Origin of the sequence: Pseudomonas sp. MIACH, from assembly GCF_001269925.1 — a bacterium.
Taxonomy (GTDB): domain Bacteria; phylum Pseudomonadota; class Gammaproteobacteria; order Pseudomonadales; family Pseudomonadaceae; genus Aquipseudomonas.
Genome location: NZ_LHVO01000002.1, coordinates 304230 through 318298 on the forward strand (window position 1 = coordinate 304230; position 14069 = coordinate 318298).

The window sequence follows — 14069 nt, forward strand, 5'->3', positions numbered from 1 at the left end:
GATAAAAATATACGGCCTGTTGTTGCGCCGGGGTCTTTCTGGTATAAAGCAGCGCTCTTTTCTAGGGGCCCGGTTCCTTCGCTTGTAGGTGTAGCCGGTAAGACCCTAAAGAAACGCGGCGCCTGGCGCCAAATGACTGAGAGATTAAGCGGCCAACCCATGCCGGGTTGGGCATGTGGTTTTAGAGGGCTGAGGCATGTCGAGAGTCTGTCAAGTTACCGGTAAGGGTCCGGTGACTGGGAATAACATTTCCCACGCAAATAACAAAACCCGTCGTCGTTTCCTGCCGAACCTGCAGCATCACCGCTTCTGGGTTGAAGAAGAGAAACGTTTTGTTCGCCTGCGTGTATCTGCCAAAGGCATGCGTATTATCGACAAGCGTGGCATCACTGTCGTGCTGGCCGAAATCCGCGCCGCTGGCAAGATCTAAGGAGCTCTATCATGCGTGAATTGATTCGAATGATCTCTAGCGCCGGTACTGGTCACTTCTACACTACCGACAAGAACAAGCGTACTACCCCGGACAAGCTCGAAAAGAAAATGTTCGACCCGCGCGTTCGCAAGCACGTGATCTACAAAGAAGGCAAAATCAAGTAATTGATTTTCTTCCTTGTGAAAAAACGCCCGTATCTCACGATACGGGCTTTTTTTTGCCTGGCGTTTGTTGATCAGGCCTTCTGTTCGAACACCACGTAGATCTTGCGGCACGGCTCCAGCACTTCCCAGGTGCCACTGAAGCCGGCCGGGATCACAAAGCGGTCGCCGGCACGCAATGTCTTGGCATTGCCCTCAGCGTCGCGCAATACGGAAACCCCCTGCACGATCTCGCAGTATTCATGCTCGGTGTAGTTGACCTTCCACTGCCCGACCTCACCTTCCCAGACCCCGGCGTTCATCTGGCCGCACGGGCTGTTGTAATGGTTGTACACCGTTTGTTCGGGATCGCCCTTGAGGATTTTTTCGGCGGCAGGGCGGTAGCGGTCGGGGGCGGTGTTGGCTTGGCTGAAGTCGACGATGTCCTGGATGCTCATGTGCGTGTCCCGTCTGGCCTGGGGTTGGAGAGCCCAAAGTCTATGTTTATTAAAATGAACATCGCAAGGGCATTTCCCGGCGTTATGTCAAATATATTGAAACATCCCCAGCCGCTGGTTTAGGGTGGCAGCTGCCTTTGAGCCGAACAGCTGGCTGGCGGGCAAGCATTCTTTGAGGCTGCCGGGGGACATCGCCTGGCCCTTGTATTCAATAAGAGGAGGACACTCGCATGACCACCCTGACCCGTGCCGACTGGGAACAACGCGCCAAGGACCTGAAGATCGAAGGCCGCGCCTACATCAATGGCGAATACACCGCCGCTGTTTCCGGTGACACCTTCGAATGCATCAGCCCGGTCGATGGCCGCCTGCTCACCCGCGTAGCCAGTTGTGACGCCGCCGACGCCCAGCGCGCTGTGGAAAACGCCCGCGCCACCTTCAATTCCGGTGTCTGGTCGCGCCTGGCGCCGGCCAAACGCAAAGCCACCATGATCCGTTTCGCCGCGCTGCTCAAGGCCAATGCCGAAGAGCTGGCGCTGCTCGAAACCCTGGACATGGGCAAGCCGATCAGCGATTCCCTGAACATTGACGTACCCGGCGCGGCAAATGCCCTGAGCTGGAGCGGCGAGGCAATCGACAAGATCTATGACGAAGTCGCGGCCACCCCGCACGATCAACTGGGTCTGGTGACCCGTGAGCCGGTCGGCGTTGTGGGGGCCATTGTGCCCTGGAACTTCCCGCTGATGATGGCCTGCTGGAAGCTCGGCCCGGCGCTGTCGACCGGTAACTCGGTAATCCTCAAGCCGTCTGAAAAATCCCCACTCACCGCCATCCGCATCGCGGCCCTGGCCGTTGAAGCCGGTATTCCGAAAGGCGTGTTCAACGTGTTGCCGGGCTACGGCCACACCGTGGGTAACGCGCTGGCGCTGCACATGGACGTCGACACCCTGGTGTTCACCGGTTCGACCAAGATCGCCAAGCAACTGTTGATCCGCTCCGGCGAATCGAACATGAAGCGCGTCTGGCTGGAAGCCGGCGGCAAGAGCCCAAACATCGTGTTCGCCGATGCTCCGGACCTGCAGGCTGCCGCCAAATCCGCTGCCAGCGCCATCGCCTTCAACCAGGGCGAAGTCTGCACGGCCGGCTCGCGCCTGCTGGTGGAGCGTTCGATCAAGGACACGTTCCTGCCGCTGGTGATTGAGGCCCTCAAAGGCTGGAAACCCGGCAACCCGCTGGATCCGGCGACCACCGTTGGTGCGCTGGTGGACACCCAGCAGATGAACACCGTGCTCTCGTATATCGAAGCGGGTCACGCCGATGGCGCCAAGTTGGTAGCGGGCGGCAAGCGCATTCTTGAAGAGACGGGTGGCACCTACGTCGAGCCGACGATTTTCGACGGTGTGACCAACGCCATGAGAATCGCCCAGGAAGAGATCTTCGGCCCGGTGCTGTCGGTGATCACCTTTGACGGCGCCGAAGAAGCGATCAAAATCGCCAACGACACCCAATACGGCCTCGCCGCTGCGGTGTGGACGTCGGACATTTCCAAGGCGCACCTCACCGCCAAGGCCCTGCGCGCCGGTAGCGTGTGGGTTAACCAATATGATGGCGGCGACATGACCGCGCCGTTTGGTGGCTTCAAGCAGTCGGGTAATGGTCGCGACAAATCGCTGCATGCGTTCGACAAGTACACCGAGCTGAAGGCGACCTGGATCAAGCTCTAAGCAACACCGCTGACCCCTGTAGGAGCGAGCTTGCTCGCGAAGAACTTGAAGGCGCCGCGTTTATCCAGGATGAACGCGTCATCGTTAACGTTTTTCGCGAACAAGTTCGCTCCTACAGTTCGTTTTGAAACTAGATAAATAATTATCCACAGGAGCGTGGACATGCGTTGGGCGACCTATTTCGCCGTCCTGACCTCGGTACTCAGTGTCGGTCTGGCCCTGGGCGTCAGCATGCCGCTGGTGTCGCTGCGCCTTGAAGGCTGGGGCTACGGCAGTTTTGCCATTGGCGTGATGGCCGCCATGCCGGCGTTCGGCGTGCTGCTCGGCGCCAAGGTCTCCAGCCGTCTTGCTTCATGGCTGGGCACCGCCAATCTGATGCGCCTGTGCCTATGGGCCGGAGCCGTGTCCATCGGCCTGCTGGCAATTTTGCCCAGCTATCCGGTGTGGCTGGTGCTGCGGCTGATGATCGGGGTGATCCTGACCATCGTGTTTATCCTCGGTGAAAGCTGGATCAACCAGTTGGTGGTGGAACAGTGGCGTGGCCGGCTGGTGGCGCTGTATGGCTGCAGTTATGCCTTGAGCCAACTCTCGGGGCCGTTGCTGCTGGGCGTGATCGGCACCGACCATGACTATGGTTTCTGGGTCGGCGTTGGCCTGTTGCTGGTGGCACCGCTGGCCTTGCTGGGTCGCTCCGGTGCGCCCAGTGCCGAGTCGTTCAGCGTGACCTTCGCGGACCTGTGGCGCTTCTGCCTGAGCCTGCCAGCGATTGCCTGGGCGGTGGCGCTGTTCGCGGCGTTCGAGGCGATGATCCTGACGCTGCTGCCGGTGTACTGCCTGCAGCAGGGCTTCACCGCCGAGGTCGCCTTGGCGATGGTCAGCACGGTGGTGGTCGGCGACGCGTTGCTGCAACTGCCCATTGGCGCGCTGGCGGATTACCTGCCGCGGCGCACTTTATTCCTGAGTTGCGCGGTGCTGTTGCTGGCGTCAAGCCTGGCGATCCCATTGTTGTTGCACACGCCGTTGATCTGGCCGGTGTGGGTGCTGTTCGGCGCCAGTGCTGGTGGGTTGTTCACGTTGTCGCTGATTCTGATCGGCGAGCGTTATCGTGACGATGCGCTGGTGCGCGCCAATGCTCACATTGCGCAGTTGTGGGGAATCGGTTGCCTGATCGGCCCGCTGGTGGCTGGCGCGGGTAGCCAGTGGATCAGCGGGCATGCGCTGCCGTGGCTGATGGCGGCCGGAGCGCTGGGGTTGGTGGTGCTGTTGTTGCGCCAAGGCGCATTTGGTGTCGCACAGCCCGCTTGATCCTCGCTGTTCCTAGAGCATGCGCTCCAGGCCGACCGAGGTGGCGAACCAGGCATTGAAGCGCCGCCACCAACTGCCAGGCTCACGGGTCAGGGTGTGCAGTTGGCCGTTGTCCTCGGTCACCCACACCAGGTTGCCGTCCTGCAATTTCGCCTCGTAGCTCAAGGCCGGCGCCATGCCTTGCAGAGCCAGGTTGCGCACGTGTTCCGCCAGCTCGGGGCTGTCCACCAGCACACCGACTTCGGTGTTCCACAGCACGGAGCGAGGGTCGAAATTGAAAGAGCCGACAAACGATTTTTGCCGATCAAAGATCATCGCCTTGCTGTGCAGGCTCGAGTCCGAGCCGCGGAACGTGCCTCGCCGAAACAGGTGCGGGCCGCTGCCGCCACCGTCACCCGGTTGGCGGCGCAGTTCGTAGAGTTTTACCCCGTGCTCCAGCAGTGCCTTGCGATACGGCGCATAGCCGCCATGTACGGCAGGCACGTCGGTGGCTTCAAGGGAATTGGTCAACAAGCTCACCGATACGCCCGCGTCGGCGCGGCCCGTCAGGTACACCAGCCCTGGCTGCCCCGGGACGAAGTACGCCGAGATCATGATCAGCTCGTGGTTGACGCCTTCCAGTTCCGGGGCCAGTTGGGTGGTCAGCAGCAGGTGCGGGTCCGGGTCGGCCTTGGACAGGACCTTGCTCGGCGCGTCCCACAGTGCCTGGTTCCAGGCCCAGATCAGTTCGCGGCGCCAGATGTCCATGCGCGGCTGAGTCTGGTAGGTCCGCAAGCGCGCATACAGCGCATGCTTTTGCTGGCGCGACTCGGCCAGCGATGCTTCCAGGCTCAGGCGCGCGGCGGCCAGGTCACCTTTGGAGGGCGTATTGGAGACAAAGTCATCAATGGGTTTGCTCAGGGCGCTGTTCCAGTACTGATCGAAACTGTGCCCGAGTTGCTCGGCCACCGGTCCGACGCTGAGCATGTCGATATCGGTGAAGTTCAGGTTGGGCTCGGCGTCGAAATACTCGTCCCCCAGGTTGCGCCCACCGACGATGGCCACGCTGTTGTCCGCCAGCCACAGCTTGTTGTGCATGCGCCGGTGCTGCAGCGACAGGTTGAACAGGCGGCCCATGGCGCGCGTCACGCCGGTGCTGCGCCCCAGGTGCAAGGGGTTGAACAGGCGAATCTCGATCTTGGGGTGGGCGGCGAGGGTGGCGATGATCTGGTCGAGGCCGTCGCTGGTGGTGTCGTCCAGCAGGATGCGCACGCGCACCCCACGGTCGGCAGCCTTGAGCAGTTCATCCACCAGCATGCGGGTGCTGATGCCGTCGTGGACGATGTAGTACTGCAGGTCGAGGCTGGTCTGGGCGTTGCGGATCAGCTCGGCGCGGGCCATGAAGGCTTCGCTGCTGTTGGGCAGCAGGCGGAAACCGGAGCGCCCTTGATACGGCGCGGCCTGGGCCTGGATCGAGCGGCCGAATGACGACTGGGCAGCCGGTAGGGCATCGCTGGAGATGCGCGGGGTACTCACCGTGGCACAGCCGCCCAAGGCCAGGGCTCCCAACAGGAAAAGCGGTAAAAGCCGTCGAATCATCAAGGGAGTCGCTTCCAGGTCAGGGCGGTTGTCGACATATGACGGCGATTTCTCGTGAAAGGTCAGTCGGCGGCCTCGGCCAGCAGTTTGCTCGCGGCAGCGCCGACCTTGCGCACGGCCTCTTCGATCTGGGCGGTTGGCTTGGCAGCGTAGTTCATGCGCAGGCAATTCCTGTACTTGCCCGAGGCGGAAAAGATGCTGCCCACCGCCACCTGAACACCTTGTTCCACCAGCACACGGTTGAGCTTCAACGTATCAAAACCTTCCGGCAGTTCGATCCACAGCATAAAACTGCCCTGCGGGCGGCTGGCACGGGTACCCGCTGGGAAATAGCGGCTGACCCAGTCGAGCATCAAGTCGCGATTACGTTGATATTGCGTGCGCATTCGCCGTAGATGCGGCTCGAAATGCCCGCCCTTGAGAAACTCGGCAATGGCGATCTGTGGCTGTGTGGCGGTGGAACCGGTGCTGATGTACTTCATGTGCAGCACCCGCTCCAGGTACCGGCCCGGCGCCACCCAACCAATACGCAGGCCCGGCGCCAGGGTCTTGGAGAACGAGCTGCACAGCAGCACGCGGCCGTCTTCGTCGAAGGATTTAATGGTGCGCGGGCGCGGGTAGCTGTAGGCAAGCTCGCCATACACGTCGTCTTCGATAATCGCCACGTCAAAGCGCTGGGCCAGGTTCAGCAGCGCTCGCTTGCGTGCCTCCGGCATGATGTAGCCCAGGGGGTTGTTGCAGTTTGGGGTCAGTTGGATGACCTTGATCGGCCACTGCTCCAATGCCAGTTCCAGGGCTTCGAGGCTGATGCCGGTGATCGGGTCGGTGGGGATTTCCAGGGCTTTCATGCCCAGGCCCTTGAGGGTCTGCATGGCGCCGTGGAAGCTGGGCGAGTCCACCGCAACGATGTCGCCGGGCTCACAGATGGCGTGGATGCTGGCGGACAGCGCCTCGTGGCAACCAGTGGTAATCACAATGTCCTCGGCCGTCAGTTGGCAGCCGGAGTCCAGTGACAGTCGGGCAATCTGCTCGCGCAACTCCATACAGCCGAGGATGTTGTCGTAATACAGCCCCGGCAAGTCCTGGCGCCGGCTGACACGGGCCAGGCTGCGCAGCAAAGGCTTGATGGTGGGCGACAATACATCCGGCATGCCGCGACCCAACTGTATGACGTCTTTGCGCGGAACCGCGCGAATCAGTTCCAACACCAGGTCCCATTGCGAAATCTCCACCGGGCGCTGGGCCGGGCGGCTGACCTCAGGCAGCGCCGGTAACTCACGGCCCACCGGTACAAAGTAGCCGGACTTGGGCTTGGGCATCGCCAGGCCATTGTCTTCCAGCAACCGATAAGCCTGCTGCACGGTGCTCAGGCTGACCCCGTGCTCCACGCTCAAGGCGCGTACGGACGGCAGTCGATCACCGGGGCGATAGAAACCCTGCTCGATGCGCGTGCCCAGCAATTCGGCGAGGTTGACGTAAAGCGTCATGGCGGTCGCTCCCAGGGGACCAGTACAGATAGCGGGAAAATACAGGGTTCAGCCACGTAAAGGCAGTATCTGTATGGATTTAATAAAGATTGGTTGAATCTGTAATGGTTTTGCTCGCTCACCCATTCTAGTCACTCATGGCAACAGGCAAATGAGGGGCAGCAAAATGAACGGCATGAGCGATGTGCGGCTGATGTTACACAGTCAGGAATTGCAGGCTGGGCAAGAGCGGGCGACGTCGCCGCGCGAGATCAGCCGCTGGAGTCTGTTCTGGCACCGCCGTCATACGCGCAAGGCCCTGCTGCACTTGACCTGCGAGCAATTGCGCGACGTTGGATTGACTCCTGAGCAAGCGCGCCAGGAAGGCCTGAAACCCTTCTGGCGCGATTGATCAGGCCAGCTCTTTGAGGCGGTGCCAGAGCATTCCCAAGGCCAGCAGCGGCGAGCGCAGGTATTTGCCGCCGGGGAAGGTGATGTGTGGCACCTGGGCGAACAGGTCGAAACGTCCCTGCTGCTGGCCACTGATGGCTTCGGCCAGCAACTTGCCCGCCAGGTGCGTGGCGTTGAGGCCATGGCCTGCATAGGCCTGGGCGTAATACACGTTGGGCTGATCCGCCAAGCGGCCGATCTGCGGCAGGCGGTTGGCGCCGATGCCGATCATGCCGCCCCATTGGTAATCGATCTTCACCTCTGCCAGCTGTGGGAATACCTGCAGCATCTTTGGCCGCATGTAGGCGCCGATGTCCTTGGGGTCGCGTCCGGAGTAGTGGCAGGCGCCGCCGAATAACAGGCGGCGGTCGGCGGACAGGCGGAAGTAATCCACCGTCACGCGCTGGTCACACACCGCCATGTTCTGCGGCAGCAGGTTGGCGGCTTGTGCTTCGCTCAACGGTTCGGTGGCGATGATGTAGCTGCCGGCGGGCAGCACCTTGCCGCTCAATTGCGGGTTCAGCCCATTCAGGTAGGCATTGCAGGCCAGCACCAGGGTCTTGGCGCGCACATGGCCCTGGGCGGTGTGCACCTTGACCTCGGGGCCGTAGTCGATACGCGTGACTTCGGACTGTTCGAACAACTGCACACCCCATTGCTGCGCGGCGGCGGCTTCGCCGAGAGCCAGATTCAACGGGTGCAGGTGGCCGGAACCCATGTCGATCATGCCGCCCACATAGCGGTCGGAGCCGATGACGCTGCCCATTTCGCTCGCTTGCAGCAAGCGTACTTCGTGGCGATAGCCCAGGCTGCGCAGTTCTTCGGCGTCTTCGGCCAGGCCGTGCAGGTCGCGAGGCTTGTTGGCCAGGTCGCAGTAGCCCCAGGTCAGGTCACAGGGGATCTGGTAGCGTTCGACACGTTCACGCACGATCTCCACGGCTTCCAGGCCCATCAGCTTCATCTGGCGCACGCCATCGGTGCCGATCACGTTGGTGAACTGCTCCAGGCCATGGCCGACGCCGCGAATCAACTGGCCGCCATTGCGCCCGCTGGCGCCCCAGGCGATCTTGCGCGCCTCCAGCAGCACCACACTGAAGCCGCGCTCAGCCAGCTCCAGGGCCGTGTTGAGCCCGGAGAAACCGCCGCCGATCACGCACACATCGGCGCTCACTTCGCCCGTCAACGCTGGGTAATCGGGTTGCGGCACGCTGCTGGCGGCGTAGTAGGAAGCGGTGTGCCGGGTGCTGGCAGTCATGGGGAGCATCCCTGTTTGGAAAATTTGACGCAGGATACAGCGGTCGGACGAAGCTGTCTGCGCAGGGCGTTTTGCTTCAGAATCCACCTCTATTTGCCGTTCGGTACGTGTTTCGATGAGTTGCAACAGTCAGAAAATCAGCGCGCTGCGCCGTCAGATTCCTTCGTTCGAGTGCGTCCCTGGCTGCCACGACTGCTGTGGGCCGGTCACCACTTCGCCCGAGGAAATGTCGCGCCTGCCACGCAAGACCGCTGCCGAGCAGGACGCGGCGATGGACGAGCTGAACTGCGTGCACCTGGGCCCCAACGGCTGCACCGTGTATGACGAGCGGCCGCTGATCTGTCGGCTGTTCGGCACCACCAAGACCTTGCCTTGCCCCAATGGGCGCGGGCCGGTGGAGCTGATTCACCCTCGGGTGGAGAAGCAGATCCATGAGTACATGGCGAGCACCCGGCAGGTGCTGGTCTGACAGGCGTATGTGCCGATCAGTCAGGGATCGGCAGGTTCAGGCTCTCTTTCACCTCTTCCATCACGATATAGCTCTTCGATTCCCGCACATGGGGCAGCTTGAGCAGGATATCGCCGAGCAATTTGCGGTACGAGGCCATCTCGGAAATTCGCGCTTTCACCAGGTAGTCGAAGTCTCCCGAGACCAGGTGGCACTCCAAGACATGGGGCAGTTTCAGCACGGCGCGGCGGAACTCTTCAAAGGTGTCGCCGGATTTGTAATCGAGGCTGATCTCGACAAATACCAGCAAACTTCCCTTCAAATGCTGTGGGTTTAGACGCGCGTTGTAGCCCATGATGATCCCCTCGCGCTCCAGTCGCCGTACCCGCTCGGTACACGGCGTGGTGGAGAGCCCGACCTTTTCCCCCAGCTCGGTGAACGAAATTCGCCCGTCGGTTTGCAGGATGCGCAGGATGTTGCGGTCGATCTTGTCCAGCTCCCGCTTGGTCTGGGTGTTGGTACGCATAGGGGATACGCCTCTGTGAAAAGGGTTTTTGCCGAGAATTGTCGCCAAATATAGGCATTTATATAGTGAAATGCACTGGTGATTGCTTTTTATACTGCGCCCATCATTGCTCGAATAACACACGTCAGCGGCTAAGCCCGTGATGAGGATATAAAAATGCGCGTTCTGGTCTTAGGTAGCGGCGTCATTGGTGTGACCAGTGCCTACTATTTGGCGCGGGCCGGCTTTGAAGTCGTTGTAGTCGACCGTCAGCCTGCGGCTGCCATGGAAACCAGTTTCGCCAACGCCGGCCAGGTGTCCCCAGGCTATGCATCGCCATGGGCCGCGCCGGGCGTGCCGCTCAAGGCCATCAAGTGGCTGCTGCAACGCCACGCGCCGCTGGCGATCAAGGCCACTGCCGATATCGACCAATACCTGTGGATGGCGCAGATGCTGCGCAACTGCACCGCCAGCCGTTATGCGGTGAACAAGGAGCGCATGGTGCGCCTGTCCGAGTACAGCCGTGACTGCCTCGACGAATTACGTGCCGAAACCGGCATCGCCTACGAAGGCCGCAGCCTCGGGACTACCCAGTTGTTCCGCACCCAGGCCCAGTTGGATGGCGCCGCCAAAGACATCGCCGTGTTGAAAGAGTCCGGCGTGCCATTCGAACTGCTCGACCGCGCCGGTATCGCCCGTGTTGAGCCGGCCCTGGCCAGTGTCACCGATATTCTCGCCGGTGCCCTGCGCCTGCCCAACGACCAGACCGGCGACTGCCAGATGTTCACCTCCCGCTTGGCCGAGATGTGCAAGCAGTTGGGCGTGGAGTTCCGCTTCGAACAGGACATCCAGCGCCTCGACTACGCCGGCGAGCGCGTCAACGGCGTGTGGATCGACGGCAAGCTGGAAACCGCCGACCGCTACGTGCTGGCCCTCGGCAGCTACTCGCCGAAGCTGCTCAAGCCGCTGGGGATCAAGGCGCCGGTGTACCCGCTCAAGGGTTACTCGCTGACGGTGCCGATCACCAACCCGGCGATGGCGCCAACGTCGACCATTCTCGATGAGACCTACAAGGTCGCCATCACCCGTTTCGACAACCGCATCCGCGTCGGCGGCATGGCTGAAATAGCCGGTTTTGACCTGTCGCTTAACCCGCGTCGGCGTGAAACCCTGGAGATGATCGTCAACGACCTTTATCCTCAGGGCGGCGATCTGGCCGAAGCCACGTTCTGGACCGGCCTGCGTCCGACCACACCCGACGGCACGCCGATTGTCGGTGCCACGCCATTCAAGAACCTGTTCCTGAACACCGGCCATGGCACCCTCGGTTGGACCATGGCGTGCGGCTCCGGGCGCTTGCTGGCTGATCTGATGGCGAAGAAAACGCCGCAGATCAGCGCCGAAGGCCTCGATATTTCCCGTTATGGCAACCACCAGGAGTCTGCAAAACATGTCAATCCAGCGCCAGCTCACCAATGAGCGCATGAGCCAGATCGTTGTTCACAGCGGTACCGTGTATCTGGCCGGGCAAGTCGGTGACGACATGAACGCCGGGATCGAACAGCAGACCCGTGAAACCCTGGCCAATATCGAGCGTTTGCTGGACTTGGCGGGCACCGACAAAACCAAGCTGCTGTCGGTGACGATCTACCTGAAAGACATCGACGCCGACTTCGCCGGCATGAACGCGGTGTGGGACAAGTGGCTGCCCAAAGGCTTCGCCCCGGCCCGTGCCACGGTTGAAGCCAAGCTGTGCGAACCGCAAATCCTGGTAGAGCTGTCCGTCGTGGCTGCATTGCCTTAAACAACGATCCCTCTCCCGGTGCCGAAGCTGTTAGGCGGTGCCGGTTTTTTCATCATTTTGCCGCCTAGAAGCCTGCCGCCATGCGTCCTGCCCGTGCCCTGATCGACCTCCAAGCCCTGCGCCACAACTACCAATTGGCCCGTGAAGTCACGGGCGCCAAGGCCCTCGCGGTGGTCAAGGCCGACGCCTACGGCCATGGTGCCGTGCGCGTCGCCCAGGCGCTCGAAGCCGAGGCCGACGGGTTTGCCGTGGCGTGCATCGAAGAAGCGTTGGAGCTGCGCGCCGCCGGTATTCGCGCGCCAGTGCTGCTACTGGAAGGCTTTTTCGAGGCCGATGAGCTGCCGTTGATCGTCGAGCATGACTTCTGGTGCGTGGTGCATTCGCTGTGGCAACTGGAGGCCATCGAACAGGCCAGCCTGCTCAAGCCGCTGACTATCTGGCTCAAGCTCGATTCGGGCATGCACCGCGTTGGCCTGCACCCCAAGGATTACCACGAGGCTTACCAGCGCCTGCTGGCCAGCGGTAAAGTCGCGAAGATTGTGTTGATGAGCCATTTTGCCCGCGCCGATGAACTCGATTGCGTCAGCAGCACCGAGCAAGTGGCGGTATTTGAGGCCGCGCGCCAAGGTCTGGTGGCTGAAGTCAGCCTGCGCAATTCGCCGTCGGTGCTGGGCTGGCCGAGCGTGTCCAGCGACTGGGTGCGTCCGGGCATCATGCTTTACGGTGCCACACCGTTTGGTGAGGGCCAGGCCTTGGCTGCGCGCTTGCAGCCGGTGATGACCCTGGAATCGAAAGTGATCTGCGTGCGTGAACTGCCAGCCGGCGAGCCGGTGGGCTACGGCGCCCGGTTCATCACACCTAAACCGATGCGTATCGGCGTGGTTGCCATGGGTTATGCCGACGGCTACCCGCGCCATGCGCCCACCGGCACGCCGGTACTGGTGGCGGGGCAGCGCAGCCAATTGCTGGGGCGCGTGTCCATGGACATGCTGTGCATCGATCTGACGGACGTGCCTGAGGCGGGTCTTGGCTCCACGGTAGAGCTGTGGGGCAAAAACATCCTCGCCAGTGACGTCGCCGTCGCCGCTGAGACCATTCCGTACCAGATCTTTTGCAACCTGCGTCGTGTGCCAAGGCTCTATTCCGGCGCTTGACCGTCAGGCACGAACACCGCTCCCTGGGATTTAGGCCCAAGTGTTGTAAATACTGAACGCTGTCGCCATGATAACGCTCAATTACAACAAAGCCTGAATCCTAGGAGGCACCTGCATTGGACGTCGGCGAACGACTGCAATCCATCCGTAAACTGAAGGGTCTTTCCCAGCGTGAGCTCGCCAAGCGCGCGGGTGTCACCAACAGCACCATTTCGATGATCGAAAAAAACAGTGTCAGCCCTTCCATCAGCTCCTTACGCAAGGTGCTGGGCGGCATTCCCATGTCGATGGTCGAGTTCTTTTCCGAAGAGATCCTCCAGGAAATACCGACGCAGATCGTCTATAAAGCCAATGAGCTGATCGACATCTCTGACGGCGCCGTCACCATGAAACTGGTGGGCCGGGCGCACCCGAGCCGGGCAATTGCATTTCTCAACGAGATCTACCCGCCTGGCGCCGACACCGGCGAAGAAATGCTCACCCACGAGGGCGAAGAAACCGGGATTCTGGTGGAAGGCCGTTTGGAATTGGTGGTCGGTCTTGAAACTTTTGTGCTCGAAGCCGGCGATAGCTACTACTTTGAAAGCACCAAGCCTCATCGTTTCCGTAATCCGTTCGATGTGCCGGCGCGACTAATCAGCGCAGCCACACCCGCGAACTTTTAACAAAAGAGGCGTCCTGCCAGCGTTGCAGAGACACCCGAGCAGCATTCCGCGAGACTGAATCTCCCTTTGTTTAATAGGGTTGTTTCGGCCGGACGGGCTAACCGTTATACTTTCGCCGCCTGCGAAACCGTGGCCGCAGGCGTGAATAGCCACCATTGAGGGTGAACGCGTGAACCTAATTATGAAAATGCTGGCTGCACCAGCAACCGTACTGGCCCTATGGGCTGTCAGCGCTCAAGCTGCGACCAATGATGAAATTGCCAAGCGCCTGGAGCCTGTGGGCCAGGTGTGCGTTCAGGGGCAAGAGTGCAAGGGGATGGAAGTGGCTGTGGCAGCGGGCGGCGGCGGTGGAGCGAAAACACCAGATGACGTGATCGCCAAACACTGCAACGCGTGCCACGGCACCGGTTTGCTGGGCGCGCCGAAAATCGGCGACACCGCTGCCTGGAAAGAACGCGCTGATCACCAAGGCGGTCTCGACGGCATCCTGGCCAAGGCGATCACCGGTATCAACGCCATGCCGCCAAAAGGCACCTGTGCTGATTGCTCGGATGATGAGCTTAAAGGTGCAATCAAGAAGATGTCCGGCCTGTAACCGTCGATCTTCGCCAAAAACGCCGCTTACGAGCGGCTTTTTTGTGCCCGTAATTTGTGTTTCGAAGCTGTTCTTTGCAGCAAAGACCC

General features: G+C 61.1%; 16 protein-coding genes. 11 read left to right on the forward strand and 5 right to left on the reverse strand.

From position 1 onward, the window contains the following. Positions 1-196 precede the first annotated feature (196 nt). Both rpmB and rpmG read left to right on the forward strand, forming a co-directional pair. Entirely contained in the window at positions 197-430 is a 234-nt protein-coding gene (gene rpmB, locus AD670_RS01380; RefSeq protein ID WP_003176907.1) for a 50S ribosomal protein L28, read from the forward strand. Positions 431-441: 11 nt separating this feature from the next. After that, positions 442-597: a 50S ribosomal protein L33 gene (rpmG, locus tag AD670_RS01385; RefSeq protein ID WP_003176906.1), complete on the forward strand. Its 156-nt coding sequence runs from the start codon at positions 442-444 to the stop codon at positions 595-597. Positions 598-668: 71 nt separating this feature from the next. Here the strand turns inward: rpmG and AD670_RS01390 are convergent, their stop codons facing one another. After that, complete coding sequence (locus AD670_RS01390; protein WP_053127665.1) at positions 669-1031, reverse strand: cupin domain-containing protein; 363 nt, start codon at positions 1029-1031, stop codon at positions 669-671. Between the two features lie 230 nt (positions 1032-1261). Between AD670_RS01390 and AD670_RS01395 the strand changes: the two genes are divergently transcribed. Both AD670_RS01395 and AD670_RS01400 read left to right on the forward strand, forming a co-directional pair. After that, a complete protein-coding gene (locus AD670_RS01395; protein WP_053127666.1) occupies positions 1262-2755 on the forward strand; it encodes an aldehyde dehydrogenase in 1494 nt (497 codons plus the stop codon). Positions 2756-2917: 162 nt separating this feature from the next. Then, positions 2918-4060, forward strand: coding sequence for an MFS transporter (locus AD670_RS01400; RefSeq protein ID WP_053127668.1), 1143 nt, complete (start codon positions 2918-2920; stop codon positions 4058-4060). A gap of 12 nt (positions 4061-4072) precedes the next feature. On the opposite strand, the gene AD670_RS01405 is transcribed toward AD670_RS01400, so the two are convergent. Next, the gene (locus AD670_RS01405) at positions 4073-5638 is read right to left on the reverse strand and encodes a phospholipase D family protein (protein WP_053127670.1); all 1566 of its coding nucleotides are present in this window, start codon (positions 5636-5638) and stop codon (positions 4073-4075) included. 62 nt (positions 5639-5700) lie between these two features. Continuing rightward, entirely contained in the window at positions 5701-7125 is a 1425-nt protein-coding gene (locus AD670_RS01410; protein WP_053127672.1) for a PLP-dependent aminotransferase family protein, read from the reverse strand. Positions 7126-7291: 166 nt separating this feature from the next. On the opposite strand from AD670_RS01410, the gene AD670_RS01415 reads away from it, so the two are divergent. Then, a complete protein-coding gene (locus tag AD670_RS01415; RefSeq protein WP_053127674.1) occupies positions 7292-7516 on the forward strand; it encodes a DUF1127 domain-containing protein in 225 nt (74 codons plus the stop codon). Here AD670_RS01415 and AD670_RS01420 read toward each other — a convergent pair whose 3' ends face one another. After that, entirely contained in the window at positions 7517-8809 is a 1293-nt protein-coding gene (locus tag AD670_RS01420) for an FAD-binding oxidoreductase (RefSeq protein ID WP_053127676.1), read from the reverse strand. A 115-nt stretch (positions 8810-8924) separates the two neighbouring features. On the opposite strand from AD670_RS01420, the gene AD670_RS01425 reads away from it, so the two are divergent. Next, positions 8925-9278 carry a YkgJ family cysteine cluster protein gene (locus AD670_RS01425; protein WP_003176897.1) on the forward strand — a complete coding sequence of 118 codons (354 nt, stop codon included), beginning with the start codon at positions 8925-8927 and terminating at the stop codon, positions 9276-9278. 16 nt (positions 9279-9294) lie between these two features. On the opposite strand, the gene AD670_RS01430 is transcribed toward AD670_RS01425, so the two are convergent. Continuing rightward, the gene (locus tag AD670_RS01430) at positions 9295-9783 is read right to left on the reverse strand and encodes an Lrp/AsnC ligand binding domain-containing protein (RefSeq protein WP_003176896.1); all 489 of its coding nucleotides are present in this window, start codon (positions 9781-9783) and stop codon (positions 9295-9297) included. 156 nt (positions 9784-9939) lie between these two features. Between AD670_RS01430 and dadA the strand changes: the two genes are divergently transcribed. The 5 genes from dadA (at position 9940) to AD670_RS01455 (ending at position 13980) form a co-directional block, all read left to right on the forward strand. Further along, positions 9940-11241 (forward strand): D-amino acid dehydrogenase, encoded by a 1302-nt coding sequence (dadA, locus tag AD670_RS01435; RefSeq protein WP_053127678.1) that lies wholly within the window; start codon positions 9940-9942, stop codon positions 11239-11241. Next, entirely contained in the window at positions 11213-11566 is a 354-nt protein-coding gene (locus AD670_RS01440; RefSeq protein WP_053127681.1) for a RidA family protein, read from the forward strand. The genes dadA and AD670_RS01440 overlap by 29 nt, the downstream gene beginning before the upstream one ends. An 80-nt stretch (positions 11567-11646) precedes the next feature. Beyond that, entirely contained in the window at positions 11647-12720 is a 1074-nt protein-coding gene (alr, locus tag AD670_RS01445) for an alanine racemase (RefSeq protein WP_053127683.1), read from the forward strand. Between the two features lie 116 nt (positions 12721-12836). Next, the gene (locus AD670_RS01450) at positions 12837-13385 is read left to right on the forward strand and encodes a cupin domain-containing protein (RefSeq protein ID WP_003176893.1); all 549 of its coding nucleotides are present in this window, start codon (positions 12837-12839) and stop codon (positions 13383-13385) included. A 181-nt stretch (positions 13386-13566) separates the two neighbouring features. Further along, entirely contained in the window at positions 13567-13980 is a 414-nt protein-coding gene (locus tag AD670_RS01455; protein ID WP_053127685.1) for a cytochrome c5 family protein, read from the forward strand. The last annotated feature ends 89 nt before the right edge of the window (positions 13981-14069 follow it).